Source organism: Microbulbifer maximicatervae (SeqCode) (assembly GCF_052467955.1).
Genome location: NZ_CP174329.1, coordinates 2,528,724 through 2,546,129 on the forward strand (window position 1 = coordinate 2,528,724; position 17,406 = coordinate 2,546,129).

Genomic DNA, 17,406 nt, shown 5'->3' on the forward strand with positions numbered 1-17,406 from the left:
GGAGGATAAGCGCCTTCGAGCTATCCTGACAAAAGAAAATACCTGCACTTGAGAAAACAGTATGCAATACGACAAATTTCAGATACCCGATGCGGACCAGGTGCTGCCCGGCCGGCCCCAGCCGATGGAGATCAGTGGCACCCACTTTGTAAATGGCAACACCATTAAAGAGCCATTTCCTGAGCACCTGGAAGTCGCCATTTTTGGTATGGGATGCTTCTGGGGCGCAGAGCATGTGTTCTGGGATACGGATGGTGTGTTTGCCACTGCCGTTGGCTACACTGATGGCGCCACCGAAAACCCGAACTACGATGAAGTCTGCACCGGCCGTACAGGGCACGCGGAGGTGGTGAAAGTAATCTTTGATCCCAAAAAGGTGAGCTACGCAGAACTCCTGCGGGTCTTTTGGGATCACCATGACCCAACCCAGGGTATGCGCCAGGGTAACGATATCGGCTCCCAGTACCGTTCCTGTGTTTTCTGTCTGAACGAAGGCCAGAAACAGGAGGCGGAAGCGAGCAGGGCGGCTGTGCAAGAAGCGTTGGACGCCAAAGATCGTGGGTCAATCACCACCGAAATTAGCATGGCTCAACCGTTCTACTACGCCGAGGAGTACCACCAGCAATATATGGCTAAGAATGAAGACGCGGTTTGCCCAATTCTTCGCAACCCAATGCATGACTAAGAATTGATAGATTGCAGAAGCAGGCGGCGCGGTGACTGCTGCCTGTTTTTGTGATGCTGAACACAGTTACTTCCACTTCACTTTTCTGTCTTTTTCCTGCCTTCTCTGAACTTACTTCTCTGTATTTGGCTGTCATTAAATCCTAGGTTGCCAATATAAGTGACACACGCCTGCCCGCTAGAAATTCTAGTGGGCTCAAGTAATTTAGAATCTTTCTTGGACGAGTGTTTATTCGGAACGCTGCATCGTCAATATGGCTTTTGGGTATTTTGTCAATTTTCATACCTTTCGGGAAGAAGCGTCTCAGTAGACCATTCGTATTTTCGTTCAATCCACGCTCTCAAGAGTGATTATGCCCTTCTCGATAAGGGTTGGCCGACCACTACGAGCACGCTCACGTAGATCTTCAGTACCTTCCTGCTCAAAACGGCTTCTCCACCGATAAACGGTCTTCGGTGACGTTCTCTGTGCAGTAGCTACACCTGTAGGAGTCATGCCTTCGTTGAGCTGAAGAATTATCTTCGCTCGCATTACTTATCCATTTGGAAGGGTTGTTGATTGGCATCACTCGTTCAGAGTCGACACTTCACTATCAGAAACTTGAAACGATTTAGGTGTACGCATTATAGATACATTACACGGACGGTTCGCCATTAGTTACATTGCTTTCCGCATGGGCCACTAGTGTGTCCCAATAGTCATAGGCCTTCCTGAGCGCGCCCTCATAAACAATAAAACCTTCCTGGTTTAGAAGGTAAAATACTGGTGAATACTCAAGATCTAGGGATTTAGAAATCGAACTTTCCGGATCATATAGGAGTTCAAAAGGAACGCCATTATTGATGAGTTTTTCCTCATTTTCGTAGCGCCATTCTTCTCCTTCTTCTTTTTTAGGAGAATCCAAAATGACGTGCATAGGAGCAATTTTATCGGAAATATATTCAAACATACTTCCATAACAGCCTAGTGCATCATTGTAAGGTCCATTACCTCGATAGAATGGCATCACGCAAACGGGTAAAAGTTGACTGGCATCTAGTCTCGCCAATGACTCAGTAAGAGAGGTGGTACCCCCGCTACCTATATTTTCAAGAATATAGCTGCTCGGAAATCCTTTATTTATCCATTTATACCTCTTGGGAGCTGGATCAAATCCTTTCAGGTAAGTTTCTTGAGAGATTCTCTCAAACTCACCAGCATTGCTTCTATCTGAGGCTAACAGCCAGTGTTCAATACCTTCCTTATCCCCCCTCAGTTCACACCACTTAGAGGCATAAAAATAGGCTATGGCATGCTCAAATGTTTCATAGCTTGATAGTTGATTGTCGATGAAGTCAGAAATTAGATGGATACCTTCTTCTTCCCTGTTTGTTTCAAAAAGTGATGCACCTTTATAAAGCATTCCAGCATTTTTCCCGAAATTCTTAAATGCTTTTCTAATTATTCGGCTAATACTTGTGTCTGAATATATGGCCTCGCTTGCTTCAAGCAGTCTCTCCCAATCTCTGCGTTTCCATAGCAAGCGAAATCCCTCCCAGCCAGGGAAGCTGCCAGTCTTTAACTCCTTTAGGATATAATTTGAACTCGGCTCAGTAATAACCCCGAGAGGGACTGGGGATGCTTTGACATTTAATATTGTGTGATCACCGCGTGAATAAAAGCGGTAATTCACAGTTCTTCTACCGTAGGTTAAGTCAATTTCATCTTGAGCTATCAATGGTTCCCCATTGAAGCTGAGGATAAAGTCACCCTTCTTTAATCCAATGCTATCTGCAGGGGAATTTTTTGCTACATTGACAATAATGCTAGCGTTTGAGTTGTCAATGTCGCCTGTGACTTTTTGGGTTTCTTTTTTGTATTCCCATTTTGTGGGTGAACTAATCAAGGTCTTAAACTCCCTTTTGGTGCAATTTTTTTCAAAAGTGTATATTGTTACTGTTCTGTTAAGTTGGTATAACTGTCCAAAGGCAAAGGTTCATAGTTGCCTGTTGTTGTCAAGTTTAACTGATTTCCTAAGGTGCTTTTTCCTAATGCCAAAGGGTTGCATTTCTTAGTGTCGCGTATATTTTATGTTGTTCGCGGAAACAGTTATTCAAAAATAGACTTAATGCTATTGATCAATTGTTGTTTTTGTTCTTTGCTCATTGTAGATGATGGAGGCATTGGGCGAACAGGGTTGAATAGCGCTAGTTCGACATTCATGACTCCATCTGTAGACTTAAGCCAGCCGCTAGTGTTGTTTAACAGCTTTTCCGGTGATTTAACTATATCTTCATGGCATGAGGCGCAGTGTTCAATTAGGGTAGTTTTAAGGTTCGGGTGCTTGTCCAAAATTGTGGCCATAGTTTCAGCTTCAATGTTATCGTCGCCAGTAATAGGCTCTTCACTTATATATGACTCTCCGGCAGCAAGCCTTAAAATAGCTTTATTTTTGTCATCGACGATTAATAATGTTTCATCCATAAGCATAACTAAGCCAACCGGTGCGCCTTCGGGGCGAAGGTTATCAACCTGATTCCAGTTAGTGATAATTTCTATGTGTTGAGCTTGTTGTGACATTCCTCCCTGGGGGGCAAATGGATGGCGTGTCCACTCTGTGCTTGGTGCGATAGGGTCACGGTTAAACCATGCTTTGTCAGTTAAAATGGGTAGCCCATTATGATCGATATCATAGGCAACCAACCGATTACCTACCACACGGTACCCATGCCAGCTCATTAAAAGTCTATTATTTAGCGCTGGTATTTTACTGGATTGGCTATATAGCATATCTAGTGGGGCGACATGGGGGGGCAGAAGTGTATAGGGAGGGTGGTAGTTCTTGACATGGCAACCATTTTTGATTTTGCCTTGATCAAAAATTTCATTCAGGCAGTAGGGCCAGCCATAAAATCCATCTTCCCTAATTATATTGATTTCCTCATAGGGCTCATCAGCATCCTTCACATCACTGCTATTTTCTGCCTGTAGTATTACCCCGGAAGAGTGGGCCACCAGGGCCATTGAGTTCCTTAACCCATTTGCAATTTGTCTTCCTGTTGCGGAGTAGCTATCGGTAGAATTTTTATAGCTGTATTGCCAGAGTCCGTTCTCGTCTAGCTCATTACACTTACCATCCGTTATATGATGCTCACACTGGTCAGTTCTTGAGCCAAAGTTAATTAACAGTGAGTTGTCAGGTAGTTGAACGAAATTACTTAAAGGGTGCAGCGAATCCTTGTGAGGTAAATTTCCAATTATTACCTCATCAGAAACAATTTGGTTGTCTATTAACTCTAGCCGACGAATCTGATTAGTCTCTGCCACTAAAATACGTCCCTTGGGGTCCATCTCAATATCGTGAGGCATATTGAGCCCATGCAACAGAGGGGTAACTGTGACATTTCCTTTTAAATGATCATCAGAGGACTCAAGGAGCCAGAGGATTCCCTTACCCTCGGACCATCCGCCCATATCGGTTATAAGGAGACTGCGCTTGCCCAATTGGATCGCTTTACGGGGCTTCTTAAAACCTGAGAACTGACTGACAATCCCAATACAGGTTCCTTTAATGCTACCTACAGCAACTTTAGGGAATCCATCGCAACTGCTATTTAAAGGTAAGTAATTACCCGAAAAACAAATGGAAGGGAATAAAATGCTTAAAAATGACAGATACTTCAAGAATATACTACGCGTGTTATTCATATCACATAACGCTTAATGCACTTTCTACACAACCAGAGTTAGTTAAGATTGTGATGTCAGGTGCCTTTACTTACTAATTTTAGGGTGCATGCACTAACCACCCCCTTTCTTCTGAATGATGTAAAGCTATGCTTTCCTGTATCTCACGATTAATCTCCTTATGATTGAGACCTATAGATATTAGAATCTAGCAAGGCAAACACAGTTATTTCAATTCCCAGCCAGTTCTTCCCATAAGCTGATGCCGACAATAATTGGTGCGCAAGTATCAGTTCGGGTTACTCTCCTGAGACCTGTGTAGCCATCTTTTGCCGCTGAAAGCATGATCTATAAATTTTACTGGCATGTTCAAAACGGCTGCATTCTATCATCTGTTAGTAGATCTCGGAACTGAGAGGCATGCTAATTTTAGAGGCGTCTGGTAGTTCAATTTGTTGCACAGGCTTGGTGAAAAGAATATTCCATTAGGCTTTTGATAATTGTTCGCAATCTCGAGTGGCGATAAAATATTACAACATCATTGGCAGTATCAAGAGATGCTTGGAGGAAGGCGTAGTGTGGGTTATCCGCTTTATTCTGCTTGGTAAGGGCTGAGATATTTTCTAATGTATGTACCAAGAGTATTCATTGTAATGAGAAGAAGAATTTCACATTTGGTGTGATGGCTATAGCTGCGGATTCTTTTACCAAAGTATTTACGTTAGTCGGCTGAGGAATTTTAGAGTGTGGGCTGAATTTAGATTTAGCTATTATATTTGGGTTTTTCTTCTATCTTTTTAGAATTGTACTTCCGACCGCTAACCCTCATGCCGGGCTCTGTCTCTTATCTTTTTTGGCCTCGTTACCTTATAGCCATATAGTTTGGACAAGTACGCTGTATCTACTTAAATGAACCCCTTGACAATTGTGTGTGCTAAGGAGTTCTGATTTTTTCTTTTATTGATGTGCACACCAATCACTCCAACTCCCTGGATAGAGTAGTGAGTCGTGGCGACCAGCTAAATATTGTGCATAGAAATTAACGCAGGCAGTAACTCCGGAGCCGCAGTAATTGAGAAGTGGTTTGCCGTCCGCCAAGTTGCCGAATTGCTCTTTGAGTTCGGGAATAGATTTCACTTTGCCATTGTTTTTGTCAGTAATGTTTTGCCAGGGCTGGTTGATGGCGGTGGGTATATGTCCGGCAATCGGGTCGATAGGCTCTTCAATTCCTTCAAAGCGCTGACTGTCCCGGGCGTCTACTAACTGCCAGGGTGCTTTACCCAGGTTTTGTTTGATGGTCTCGTAATGAACCAAGAGATTTTCTTTTGGTTGTGCACTGAAGTTTCCTTGCCTGGATCGAGTGGGCTCGCTTGTGTCCAATGTTTCCCCTGCATCGAGCCAGGCTTTTAGACCGCCATTCAGAATGCCAATTTTCTTGTGGCCAAAGAAGAAAAACAGGAACCAGGCACGGGCGGCAAAACCCAGGCGGTTGTCGTCGTAGACGATTACCTGTGTGTCACTATCGACTCCCAGATTGCGAGCGTAGTCCTGGAACTGTGCAGCGCTCGGCATTGGGTGGCGGCCGCCGTAGCGTTGCACAGGGGCAGAGAGGTCACGGTGCAGGCAGGCGTAATGGGCATCGGGAATATGGCCAGCCTGATAGTCCCGCTCACCACTATCGTGATCCGCCAGGCTATAGCGGCAGTCCAATATTACGGGTTCGCCGGTCTTTTTGAGCTCTACCAAATCCGCAACTTCAATCAGGGCAGGGTTGTTGTTGCTCTCCATCGGCCTTTCCTCAATCCTTGATACCGCTTTTGTCGTGTAACTTCAGCTGTTGTTTTTGGTTATTGGCCGCTTTCCGGGGCAGGGACCTCAGCTGCTTGGGGTTCAACGGCCTGTTGTTCGGCTTCTTGCTGGGACTCAGACTCTTCTTCGGTGGAAATCTGGTCTGCCAGCTCCGCTTTGCGGCAAGTCATGGTGGTTTCGGTTTGATCTTCGGCAGGGTTGTCGAGAAAGCGCGCAACTGCCCGCTCCGCGCAGTTGCTTGCGGAAATAATATCGTGAGCCAGGTTGGGAAATAGCAGCCATTGGTGATTCGGTAGCTCTTTGCGTGCGATATCGACATCATCTGCAGCCAGTACCGGATCCAGGCCGCCGTGTAACACTATCACTGGAACTGGGGTGGAGATGGCTTCTGACTCAGTGAGTGGAGCAGAGGGGATTGCCCAGATGCGACACTGTAGCTGCAACAAATTTAAATCTGATCGTACGGCCCCGCCGAGAATGCCGGTGTCTGCAGCGTTGGCCCTGGCCTGATCAAAATCGACAAAGGGAGCCTCTTCATAGCAGAAGTGGCTAACGCCGGCTGCATCCCCAAAGTAGGGGTCCAGTACGATCTCCATAAAGTGTGCGATGGCATCCTGGGCCGGCTGTAGCCCTTCATCGCCCTCATTTTCCAGGCCCTCGATCATCTTGGGCAGTTCACTGTAGAAGTTTTCGTTATACAGCGCCTGGAATAAAACTCTCAGCAAGCGCTGTCCAGTAAGCACAAAGGGATAGCTTTGTTTTGAGTAGCGGTGCTTGATCGGAATGGTGCGCGGCTCTTCATCTAAGGTCTGGATCAGGTTTTCCAGCCTGCGGCGCAAATTGGGATAGCGACTGTTACATTTCTCGTCTTCGATGCAATGCTTCAGGCCGCGCTCGTAGGCTGCCAGGGAGTCCTGTGGGAGCTGCTGCGTGTAGACAATATTGGGGAAGACCGCACTGTTAAGCACCAGAGTGCGCACTGACTCTGGGAAGTCGCGGGCCACTGTCAGGGCGTAGCGGGAGGAGTAGGACACCCCATAGAGGTCGAATTTATCGAGCTTGAGGGTTTTTCTCAGCTCTTCTACATCCCTGGCGATCACAGAACTGTTGTACTGGGCCAAGTCGGCACCTTTGCTCAGGCGGCTGTAACAGCGCTCCATACTGAAGGAAAAAACACGGGCCTCTTCTTCCGGAGATAGGTTGCGCCGGAAGGCGGTATCGGCATCTTCGATAAACTCGCTGCAAGTGAGGCGCGGCTGGGCCATACCGGTGCCCCTGGGGTCTATAACAAACAGATCCCGGCCGTCTTCTACTGTCATGGCGGCATAGTTAAGCCACAACCAATCGCTGGCGTTCTCGGGCTCTAACCCCATGCTGGCTCCGGGGCCTCCGGCGCCTAGGTGGAGTAGGGGGATTTTCTTGGGATCGGGGTTTGTGGCGCGGAAGCGCACTACCGGGAAGCGGATTTTGCGCTTTTCTGGGTGGGCATAATTTTCCGGCACCTCCATCATGAAACACTGGGTGAAAGGCCAGGTTTCATCGGTTTTGAACCAGCAGGGCTTTGCTACCAGGCGAGCGTATTGTTTTTGCGGGGATTGACCGGTTTGGGCAGAGTCTGTCGAGCGCTCACAGGCTCCAATCACCATGGAAAAGAGAATGATGAGGAGTATGCGCAATCGGGCTTTTTGCACTTAGATTATTCCTGTGACTGCTATTAAGTAGTGGTTTATGGTTCCAGGCCTGTGAGCGGGTCAGTGCTTGCCGAAGCGTGCCACTGGCGCGGAGATATTCCAGCGCAATGCCGCGAGGCGAATCGCTAAGGTCACAAATACAGCAATAGCCACCACCAGCTCATGGGGTAGCCACCCTACATTGTCCAATGCAACGAGTATGGCTGTCCCAGTAAGGGCAGCGGTGGCATAGATCTCTCGCCGGAGTAAAAGTGGAATGTCACCGGACAGCACATCCCGAATCACCCCGCCAAAAGTACCGGTCATTACGCCGAGCACGATTGCGATGGTCGCGGAATAGCCCAGTTCAAGTACTTTCTGGGTTCCGAGCACCACAAAAACGGCGAGTCCAATGGCATCTGCCACCATTAGCAGGCGCATAGGGACCTTTAGATAGCGTATCAGGTAAAAGCTTACTACACCGGTAATTGAGGCGATCCACAGGTAATAGGTGTGCTCAAGCCAGAATACAGGGACGTTGAGAATAATGTCCCGGGCGGTGCCGCCGCCAATAGAGGTGACGCAGGCGAGTACCACGGCACCAAATAAATCCATCTGTTTGTGGCCGGCGGCGAGTACGCCGCTGAAGGCAAAGACCGCGATACCGATCAATTCAAACCAGTGCAGCAGCTCATCCATATCATCGTTACATCCAGAGATTGGCGGGCAGGGGAGAATAGCACTTCTGTCTACGCAAAGGGAATTGAGCAACGATCTACTGGTGAGAAGTGTGAGGCGCCGCAATAGATCGGTACCAGGGAGCTATTGAAACAATTACAAAGGGCCCATTAGGCGCAGAAGAGTAATGGAGGCTGCTACCCTTTGGTTACGTCCATTGTTCACTGGCTGTAGAGATGCCGTATAGAAGCATACTGTTGGCTTTGCTGGCAGTCTCAATTTTTGGACTGAATTACCCGATAACCAAGGTGGCGCTGGCCGACTTCCCGCCAATGTTATTGGCTTCGGTTCGCTTCACCCTCGTCGCTGTTCCTCTGGTTTTCTTTTGTCCATTCCCCAAGACCTCGATCCTCAATGTTGTTGCGCTCGGCTTCTTCTTAGAGTTTCTCTCTCTGGGGTTGATGTACTACGCCATGAAGGCCGATATTCAAGCGGGTGTAGCGTCACTGCTTATGCAGTCGCAGGTGCCATTCACCCTATTGTTATTCGCAATGCTGTTTGGCGATAAGATAAATATGCAGCAGTGCTTGGGTTTGGTAATAGCGGCTGTAGGGTTCTCTGTATTCTTCTACTATGCCGATAAAGGTGGGTCGACAACGATAGTGGGATTTATCCTTATTATGGGGGCGGGGCTGTCTTGGGCGATAGCGAATATCGTATTCCGCAGGATGCCAGGAGTTAACTTACTTCATTTAATGGTTTGGGCTTCATTGGTGCCGCCAGTACCTCTTTTAGTCTTGTCGATATTTTATGAGAGCCATACCCCCTGGGTTTTCTTTTTTCAAGCGCATACGGCCAGTTGGTTTTCAATTATTTACCAAGTGTGCATGGTGACATTGGTTGGTTATATTTTATGGGGTGATTTAATTCGTCGCTATTCCTCTGCCTGTGTTTCACCATTCGGGTTGCTGGTTCCTATTGTGGGAATAATCGGTTCATCAATTATCCTTGGTGAATATCTTACATTTATCGAGTGGGTAGCGACTTTTGTCGTGTTGCTGGGTATTGCTCTTTGTGTAGTGAAATTAAACGATCGAAATCCGGGGCAGGAGATTGTTGATGTGGAGGGAAGTTAGGGGAGGGGTAATAATTTTATTCGGCTTGTTGGGCTCTCTGTTTGGGCTTTCCATGGTTCCCAAAACTTCCTTTTTATACCTTTATTGAGAGTTTAATAATTGCTGAGGGCTGTCTTTACGTATTTCGCGGTTCGATGATGCGTAAATGGTCACAGTGAGCTTTGGTCCGCCCTCAAATTATTTTATTTCAAATCCAAACGTTTTTTTCGGTGCAGTACTTTGCTTGGTGTGGGTAATAATTTAATACTGCTCCACAGTCTATGCGCCGCCTTTTTGCGTGACTATTCCGAACTTTAGTTTAATGGTTTTGTGCTACCAACCTGGGGCCGAGGTAGAAATAAGGAGATAAGAAGTGATGGGATAAGGGCGATGCCCACGGAAAATACCGTGAGCATCGAACTAGACGTGTTTTACACGAACGCTTGCAGGCCGGTCTGGGCGCGGCCGAGGATCAAGGCGTGTACGTCGTGGGTACCTTCGTAGGTATTTACAGCTTCCAGGTTCATCACGTGGCGAATTACGTGGAATTCGTCGGAGATGCCGTTGCCGCCGTGCATATCGCGAGCAATACGCGCGATATCCAGTGCCTTACCACAGTTGTTGCGCTTCACCAGGGAGATCATGGTGGGGTCGAACTGCTTGTTCTCATCCATGATGCGACCTACGCGCAGGGAGGCTTGCAGGCCCAGGGTAATTTCGGTCTGCATATCCGCCAGTTTCTTCTGGAACAACTGGGTTTGAGCCAGAGGGCGATTGAACTGGGTGCGGTCCAGGCCGTACTGGCGAGCGGCGTGCCAGCAGAACTCGCCGGCACCCATGGCGCCCCAGGAGATACCGTAGCGAGCGCGGTTCAGGCAGCCGAAGGGGCCGCGCAGTCCGCCAATTTCCGGGAATTTGTTTTCTTCCGGAACGAACACATTGTCCATCACGATCTCGCCGGTAATGGAGGCGCGCAGTGAGAACTTGCCTTCGATCTTCGGTGCGGAGAGGCCTTCCATACCCTTGTCCAGCACGAAGCCGCGAATAATATCGTCGTCATCTTTCGCCCAAACAACGAAAACGTCGGCGATTGGGCTGTTGGTGATCCACATTTTGGAGCCGCTGATGCGGTAGCCGCCATCGACTTTCTTGGCGCGGGTTTTCATGCCGCCGGGATCGGAACCCGCATCGGGCTCGGTCAGGCCGAAACAGCCAACCCATTCGCCGGATGCCAGCTTGGGCAGGTACTTCTGCTTCTGCTCTTCGCTGCCGTAAGCGTAAATCGGGTGCATAACCAGGCTGGACTGAACGCTCATGGCGGAGCGGTAGCCGGAGTCAACGCGTTCAACTTCGCGCGCCACCAGGCCGTAGGAAACGTAGTTGAGACCGGCACAGCCGTAGCCTTCGATGGTGGAACCGAGCAGGCCCAATTCACCCATCTCGTTCATGATTTCACGATCGAAGATTTCGTGGCGGTTACCCTCGAGAACTCTGGGCATCAGTTTGCTTTGGCAGTACTCACGTGCCGTGTCGCGCACCATGCGCTCTTCGTCGGTCAGCTGTTGGTCCAGCAGCAAAATATCGTCCCAATGGGCGAGTGGCTGATGTTTACTCATGGTTTGTCTCTTCTACTTCCGTTATTAATTCCACCGGAGCGTCCAAGAGGGCCGGCTGAAGAAGGCCGAGCACCTTTGTACAGAGGGGAGACTTTTTGGATAAGCTCCGCGTCAAACCCCGATGACTATTCAGTTTAGTGTGCCGCATCATACCGAAGTAGTCGGTTTTCGGCACTCCTGCGGGCAGCAATTTTTTGCCTGATTTTGCGCATGCTTTGTAAACAAGAGTAAAACGCATTGCGAGCGATTTTGGGGGGCGGATAATGCACGCAATAAATCTCTATTTTTTACGATTAAACGTTTAATTTCGGTGATATTCCTTGTCCTTTTACCGTATTTTGGCAATTTGTGTTCCGCTGCTTGTCAGCTGTAGTTCGCAGCCAATTGAGACCATTCAACCCGATGAAAATTTGGGGTTACCAGAATCTTTTCGTGCATCGGGCACTGCCGCACCGAGTTTGCGCTGGTGGCGAGATTTGAAAGATCCGCAGTTGGACAATTTGGTACAGCTGGCACTGAAAGATAATCCGGATATTCAGGCTACCTATTGGCGATTGGAGCAGGCCGCAGCCACTGCGCGGGGAGCGCGATCGGGCCTTTGGCCAAGACTGACCGCCAGTATTGAAAATACTGAGCAGCGCTACTCTTCCGGTGAGTTCACCGACCCCTCTGCGGAGGGCAATAGTTGGAGTACCCGTATCGCCGCCAGCTATGAAGTGGACCTTTGGGGGCGGGTTCGTGCCGGTGCCAGTGCAGCAGAGGCGGCTTACCTGGCCCAGGAACAGAATTTACAGACGGCAGCCCTGACCCTGGCGAGCGAGGTGGCAGCTACCTGGTTGGAGTTGCGGGAGCAGTGGGGGCAGCGGGGTTTGCTGCAACAACAGCTGGAGATCAATCGCAAAAGCCTGAAGGTTCTGGAACTGCGCTTTGGTCGAGGCGTCTCAGGTGCAGCCGATGTTTTGCAGCAACAGCAACTGGTCCAGCAGTCACAGCAGGAACTGGATGAGGCGGAAGCGGATGCCGAAACTCTAAAAGTACAGTTAGCGGTGCTTTTGGGTATCAATGTCGAGGAACTTAGCAGCATTATTCACGAACAGGCCGGGTTGCCGGTATTACCAGCCCTGCCAGAGACCGGCGTGCCATCGCAATTGTTATTGCGCCGCCCGGATGTCGTTGAGGCGCAGCGAGACCTTTTACAGGGCTATCACTTAGCCGATGAGGCCTGGGCCGATCGACTGCCCGTATTTAGTTTGTCTGCAGTCGCCAGCAATGGCACCAGTTTAATTAGTGACGTGACTGAAAACTGGCTTTTGGCCATCGCAGCCTCTATTGAGGGGGTGATTTTTGATGGTGGCGCCCTGGCATCAGCCCGGGAGCAACAGGACGCCGTTCTGCAAGAGCGCTGGGCGCTCTACCGCAGTGCAGTCAATGAAGCCTTGTCTGAAGTAGAGCAGGCCTTGATTCGGGAGAGCCTGATCGAGCAGAGACTCAACCATCTACGTGAGCGTGAGCGTCTCGCAGACCTTTTGGTTCTGCGCCAAAGTCGCGCCTATGCGCGGGGGACTATCGACTTCCTCAATGTGTTGACCGCGACGAGTGAACAACAGAGTTTGGCGCGACAAATCTTGTCTGCCGAGCGCGAACTGATTGAAAACCGAGTAGTACTTTACCGCGCGCTTTCCGGCGGGATCCCCCAGGCGGATCTTCCAGCCCCCGAGCCAGTGGATTTGGAGTTGTACCTGGAGGGAAATAACTGATGTTGCAGAAACTCAATTGGCGCCTGCTGATCCCCATAGTGTTGGTGGTGTTGGCATTCCTGGCCTTCAACTGGATGATGCGGGAAAAACCGTCGGTCAGTCGCGGTGAACGCAAATCACCTCCTCCGACAGTCGATGTAGCTGTTGCTGAGCAGGGTCGTTTTCCTGTAACCCTGAGCGCGCTGGGTAAAGTGAGTGCCCGTGAGTTAGCGGAGTTGGAGCCCCAGGTACAGGGGCAGGTGCAATGGCTCGACTATGATCTGGGCCCCGGAGCCGTAATGCCAAAAGGGCAGGTGCTGTTGCGTATTGATCAGGAGCCCTACCAGTTGGCCCTGATGACTGCCCAGAGTGCCCTCGCCGAACGCCGTGCTGAATTGCAGCAGGAGCAAGGACAGCAGCAAGTTGCTCAAGAGGAATACGAGCTTCTTGGCACAGCCTTGTCTGGAACGGATAAGGCTCTGGTGTTGCGCGAGCCTCAGAGAGCAGCAGCAGAGGCGGCAGTAAAATCCGCAGAGGCAAATGTGGCCTTGGCTAAACGCGATCTTCGGCTTACCGAGATTCGCGCCCCATTTGATGCCCTGGTAGTTGAGCGTGATACCGACGTCGGTGATCGCGTCTCTCCAGGCGATACTCTCTACAGTCTTGCTAGTGCCGACCGTTTCCAGATAGCCGTTGAGATTCCCGCGTCACAACTGCACCGGCTCGGACGCGGTGATGTTGAAGTTCGAATTTACGGCAGCCAGTGGCCGCAGGGCGTCTACCGCCGCGGTGAGTTTGTCCGGGTTATCCCGGTACTGGAAGAGCAGGGTCGTCTCGCCAGTGTGTTGGTAGAGCTGGAAGACCCGCTTTCCGTACAGGATCCGTCCCAGCCGCAGCTGCTTCTCAACGATCTGGCGAAAGTAGAGATCGTTTCCCAAAGTGAGGATGAGCGTGTGCGAATCCCCCTCACTGCGTTGCAAGACGGCAACAATGTGTGGGTGGTTCGCGAGAACCGCACCACGGTTCTGCCGGTAGAAGTGGCCTATATGAGCGGCGACTTTGCAGTCCTGGAGCAGGGGCTCAGCGGCGGAGAAGCCTTAGTGACGACCCGGTTGGTAACCGTTACTGAAGGCATGCCGGTGCGAATTGCCGGAGACAGTAATCGCCAGCAGCGCCCGCCGATAGATGCGGCTGCCTCTGCGGAACGCCCGCCAAGACGCGGCCCCGGTGGACCCAACGCTGGGGGCGCAGATGACTGAGCAGAATAGATCCAAAGATAAGGTCGATATCCGCACGGGCGCCATCGCCTGGATGGCGCGCAACCACGTAACTGCCAATTTGTTGATGTTGGTCTTCTTGATTGGTGGTTTGATTTTTTCGACCATCGTTAAAAAGGAAGTCTTCCCGGAATTCAGCCTGGATACTGTGAGCGTGTCCATCTCCTATCCCGGTGCCAGCCCTGAGGAGGTCGAGCGCGGTGTACTGGTGGCTGCCGAGCAGGCGGTGCAGGGCTTGGTAGGTATCAAAGAGATGACCGCGAGGGCCAATGAGGGTAGTGCCTCTTTAACCTTGGAGCTGGAAGGCGATGCTGATGCTGCCTTGGTGTACCAGAATATTCAGCAGGCTATCGATTCTGTTACCACCTTCCCCACAGATATTGAGCAGCCCCAGGTTAGTCTGGCCGAGCGCAAACGGGATGTGCTGGATCTGGTATTACACGGCGATCTTACCGAGCACAACCTGCGTGCGTTGGCGATGCAGGTTTACGATAAGCTCGAAGCCCACAGTGGTATTACCCAGCTGGAAGCGCGAGGGATGCGGGACTTGCAAGTGGCGATCGAGATTCGCCGCGATGACCTGCGTCGCTATGGGCTTACCCTGCTGGAAGTGGCAAACATCGTAGAAAATGCAGCGGTAGATATTCCCAGCGGCAGTGTTAAGTCTGATGCAGGGGAGATATTGGTCCGGGTGACTGAGCGCCGCGATTGGGCTCGTGAGTTCGGCGATATTGTTATTGCCCAGGGCGCTGGTGGCGGTGCCGTTTATTTAAAGGATGTTGCGAATATCAGCGACGCGCTTGAGGAAGAAGCGCGCAATATGGTGTTTAACGGCGAGCCAGCTATCAGCATCAAGATCTACCGAGTGGGCGACCAGACACCAATGAGTGTCAGTGAGGCTGCCCATGAAGTCGTTGATGAGGTCAGGGCAAGCCTGCCCCCGGGGGTGACCCTGACAGTTCGCGATGACGACTCAGAAATTTTCAAAGCGCGTCTGACCCTGCTGCTGAAGAATGGTTTTATCGGGCTCTTATTAGTATTTGTTGTGCTCGGAGCCTTTCTGGAATTGCGGTTGGCTTTTTGGGTAACACTGGGCATTCCTACCAGCTTCCTGGGGGCATTGCTATTCCTGCCTGGGCTGGATATTTCCATTAGCATGGTAAGTATGTTTGCCTTTATTATCGCCCTTGGAATAGTGGTGGATGATGCAATTATTGCCGGTGAAAATATCCACGAGTGGCGACAAAAAGGCTACAGCAATCTGGAGGCTGCCGTTGCCGGTGCCCGCCAGGTATCGGTGCCGCTCACATTTGCGATTCTGACTAATATTGTCGCCTTCCTTCCATTGATGGCCTTACCCGGCTTTATGGGCAAGATCTTTGGTGTGATTCCCTTTGTGGTGGGCTCGGTATTTATTATTTCCTGGGTGGAAGCCCTGTTTATTTTGCCCGGCCACTTGGCCCACTCTCGTCGCGGCTATAAAAGTCGCCGGGCGCGCCGCTTTGCCGCGCGGCAGAAAATGCTGGCGCGGGGATTGGATCGTTTTGTACAGCAGCGCTTTAGGCCCTTCCTGGATATATGTATCAAGCACCGCTACACCACTATTGCCGTGGCGGTAGCGGCACTGCTGGTGGTTGGCGGCTATGCGGCTAGCGGTCGTATGGGCTTCACCTTGATGCCCAGGGTGGAGCGTGACTCCGGTCGCTTTGCTGTCACCTTTCCCACTGGAACGGCCCAATCCCAGCTGGAAAAAGCGCGCTCGCAGATTATTACTGCTGCCGATAGGGTGCTCGAGCAATACGATAAAGAAAAGGTCTTCCTGGGTATTCGCGGTTTGATGGGCGATGACGCGATTATGGTGGACGCTTTCTTTGTTCCCGCAGATGAGCGTCCTTTTTCCACCGGTGAGTTTATTCGCGCCTGGCGCCAGGAAGTGGGGCCTATTGCCGGTGCCCTTAGCGCAACAACAGCTTCTGACCGTGGCGGTCCCGGCGCTGGCTCCTCGTTAACCGTGGAGCTTCGCCATACCGACACGGATACCTTGGAGCAAGCTGCGATACGTTTAGGGGATGAGTTGGAGAAATTCCCCAATGTCAGTGATATCGATCCCGGTATTTCCCTCGGTAAAACCCAGTTGGACCTTACACTGACTGAAACGGCCAAAAGTTTGGGTATGTCTGCGGAGGATATTGGTCGCCAATTGCGGGCAGCGCTGTACGGGGCTGAGGCCCTGCGCCAACAGCGCGGCCGGGATCAGGTGAAGGTCATGGTGCGTTTGCCTGAGGATGAGCGGGCCAATATCAATGATGTGAATAGCATTATGATCCGGGCCAGCAATGGACTTTGGATGCCCCTGCCAGATCTGGTAAAAATTGATAAAGGGCGCGCCTATGCCACGATTAATCGCCGGGCAGGCCGCAGGGTTACAACGATTACCGCCAATGTGGAGCCCAGTGACCAAGCGACGCTTGTGATTAATGAGCTGAATGAAAGTGTGGTCCCCCAATTGAAAGCCGAATTCCCCGGCCTAAGTGTTTCCTATGAGGGACGCCAAGCGGAGGAGCGAGAGGGATTGGCAAGCCTGGCGTTGACCTTTGCCCTTGCGATGGCGGTGCTGTACTTGCTATTGGCAATTCCCTTAAAGAGTTACGTACAGCCGTTGATCGTAATGGTGGCGATACCCTTTGGTGTGATCGGTGCGTTACTTGGTCACTTGGGCATGGGGTATGGACTCAGTATGGTGAGTCTGCTGGGTATGGTGGCACTGGCCGGAGTTGTGATTAACGATACTCTGGTAATGATTGAGTACAGCAATCGTCTCCGAAATGATGGTGCTGATTTGGAAAGCGCTATCAAGGGAGCGGCAGCGCGGCGTTTTCGCCCGATCGTATTGACCACCATAACAACTTTCTGCGGCTTAATGCCGATGATCTTTGAAAGCTCGGTGCAAGCGCGCTTTATGATTCCAATGGCGATCTCGCTGGGCTATGGAATACTCGCAGCCACAGCGATCTCATTGTTATTGGTACCCTGTCTCTATTTAATGATGGGTAAAGATATTCCCCAGTTGTTTGCAAGATTGAAAAATATCATCGCTCGCTTTGGTCGTAGCGGTGCAATCGTACAGAAATAAATTCAATAGTAGCCGGTATCT

12 protein-coding genes and 1 pseudogene are annotated in these 17,406 nt (G+C 50.5%); 5 read left to right on the forward strand and 8 right to left on the reverse strand.

What is annotated here, in order from left to right:
- The first annotated feature begins 61 nt into the window (after positions 1-61).
- The gene (gene msrA, locus ACJJI5_RS10940; RefSeq protein ID WP_444897012.1) at positions 62-685 is read left to right on the forward strand and encodes a peptide-methionine (S)-S-oxide reductase MsrA; all 624 of its coding nucleotides are present in this window, start codon (positions 62-64) and stop codon (positions 683-685) included.
- 142 nt (positions 686-827) lie between these two features.
- On the opposite strand, the pseudogene ACJJI5_RS10945 reads toward msrA, so the two are convergent.
- From ACJJI5_RS10945 to ACJJI5_RS10975, 7 genes and pseudogenes are all read right to left on the reverse strand, one after another.
- Positions 828-1,025: pseudogene (locus tag ACJJI5_RS10945) on the reverse strand (IS30-like element ISVsa7 family transposase); the annotation flags it as partial.
- Positions 1,013-1,216, reverse strand: coding sequence for a helix-turn-helix domain-containing protein (locus tag ACJJI5_RS10950; RefSeq protein ID WP_444928074.1), 204 nt, complete (start codon positions 1,214-1,216; stop codon positions 1,013-1,015). The gene ACJJI5_RS10950 and the pseudogene ACJJI5_RS10945, both read right to left, overlap by 13 nt.
- Before the next feature lie 103 nt (positions 1,217-1,319).
- Positions 1,320-2,570, reverse strand: a complete 1,251-nt coding sequence (locus ACJJI5_RS10955; protein ID WP_444928073.1) for a PDZ domain-containing protein — start codon at positions 2,568-2,570, stop codon at positions 1,320-1,322.
- 203 nt (positions 2,571-2,773) lie between these two features.
- Positions 2,774-4,372, reverse strand: a complete 1,599-nt coding sequence (locus tag ACJJI5_RS10960) for a PQQ-dependent sugar dehydrogenase (protein WP_444928072.1) — start codon at positions 4,370-4,372, stop codon at positions 2,774-2,776.
- Positions 4,373-5,308: 936 nt separating this feature from the next.
- The gene (locus ACJJI5_RS10965) at positions 5,309-6,139 is read right to left on the reverse strand and encodes a sulfurtransferase (protein ID WP_445356264.1); all 831 of its coding nucleotides are present in this window, start codon (positions 6,137-6,139) and stop codon (positions 5,309-5,311) included.
- Between the two features lie 59 nt (positions 6,140-6,198).
- Entirely contained in the window at positions 6,199-7,851 is a 1,653-nt protein-coding gene (locus ACJJI5_RS10970; RefSeq protein WP_413662329.1) for an alpha/beta hydrolase, read from the reverse strand.
- 60 nt (positions 7,852-7,911) lie between these two features.
- The gene (locus ACJJI5_RS10975; protein WP_413662328.1) at positions 7,912-8,529 is read right to left on the reverse strand and encodes a trimeric intracellular cation channel family protein; all 618 of its coding nucleotides are present in this window, start codon (positions 8,527-8,529) and stop codon (positions 7,912-7,914) included.
- 215 nt (positions 8,530-8,744) lie between these two features.
- Here ACJJI5_RS10975 and ACJJI5_RS10980 point away from each other — a divergent pair, with 215 nt between their 5' ends.
- On the forward strand, positions 8,745-9,644 hold the full coding sequence (locus ACJJI5_RS10980) for an EamA family transporter (RefSeq protein ID WP_445356265.1): 900 nt from the start codon (positions 8,745-8,747) through the stop codon (positions 9,642-9,644).
- Between the two features lie 410 nt (positions 9,645-10,054).
- Here the strand turns inward: ACJJI5_RS10980 and ACJJI5_RS10985 are convergent, their stop codons facing one another.
- Complete coding sequence (locus tag ACJJI5_RS10985) at positions 10,055-11,239, reverse strand: acyl-CoA dehydrogenase (protein WP_282932536.1); 1,185 nt, start codon at positions 11,237-11,239, stop codon at positions 10,055-10,057.
- A gap of 320 nt (positions 11,240-11,559) precedes the next feature.
- Between ACJJI5_RS10985 and ACJJI5_RS10990 the strand changes: the two genes are divergently transcribed.
- The 3 genes from ACJJI5_RS10990 to ACJJI5_RS11000 are packed head-to-tail and all read left to right on the forward strand — an operon-like array spanning position 11,560 to position 17,385.
- The gene (locus ACJJI5_RS10990; RefSeq protein WP_445356266.1) at positions 11,560-12,996 is read left to right on the forward strand and encodes an efflux transporter outer membrane subunit; all 1,437 of its coding nucleotides are present in this window, start codon (positions 11,560-11,562) and stop codon (positions 12,994-12,996) included.
- Positions 12,996-14,234, forward strand: coding sequence for an efflux RND transporter periplasmic adaptor subunit (locus ACJJI5_RS10995; RefSeq protein ID WP_445356267.1), 1,239 nt, complete (start codon positions 12,996-12,998; stop codon positions 14,232-14,234). The genes ACJJI5_RS10990 and ACJJI5_RS10995 overlap by 1 nt, the downstream gene beginning before the upstream one ends.
- On the forward strand, positions 14,227-17,385 hold the full coding sequence (locus tag ACJJI5_RS11000; protein WP_445356268.1) for an efflux RND transporter permease subunit: 3,159 nt from the start codon (positions 14,227-14,229) through the stop codon (positions 17,383-17,385). Before ACJJI5_RS10995 ends, ACJJI5_RS11000 begins: the two co-directional genes overlap by 8 nt.
- Positions 17,386-17,406 lie beyond the last annotated feature (21 nt).

Bases quoted from the DNA above. Each gene is read 5' to 3' on its own strand.
- msrA (WP_444897012.1), top strand. From the start codon at position 62: ATGCAATACGACAAATTTCAGATACCCGATGCGGACCAGGTGCTGCCC.
- ACJJI5_RS10950 (WP_444928074.1), bottom strand. From the start codon at position 1,216: ATGCGAGCGAAGATAATTCTTCAGCTCAACGAAGGCATGACTCCTACA.
- ACJJI5_RS10960 (WP_444928072.1), bottom strand. From the start codon at position 4,372: ATGAATAACACGCGTAGTATATTCTTGAAGTATCTGTCATTTTTAAGC.
- ACJJI5_RS10965 (WP_445356264.1), bottom strand. From the start codon at position 6,139: ATGGAGAGCAACAACAACCCTGCCCTGATTGAAGTTGCGGATTTGGTA.
- ACJJI5_RS10975 (WP_413662328.1), bottom strand. From the start codon at position 8,529: ATGGATGAGCTGCTGCACTGGTTTGAATTGATCGGTATCGCGGTCTTT.
- ACJJI5_RS10980 (WP_445356265.1), top strand. From the start codon at position 8,745: ATGCCGTATAGAAGCATACTGTTGGCTTTGCTGGCAGTCTCAATTTTT.
- ACJJI5_RS10985 (WP_282932536.1), bottom strand. From the start codon at position 11,239: ATGAGTAAACATCAGCCACTCGCCCATTGGGACGATATTTTGCTGCTG.
- ACJJI5_RS10995 (WP_445356267.1), top strand. From the start codon at position 12,996: ATGTTGCAGAAACTCAATTGGCGCCTGCTGATCCCCATAGTGTTGGTG.
- ACJJI5_RS11000 (WP_445356268.1), top strand. From the start codon at position 14,227: ATGACTGAGCAGAATAGATCCAAAGATAAGGTCGATATCCGCACGGGC.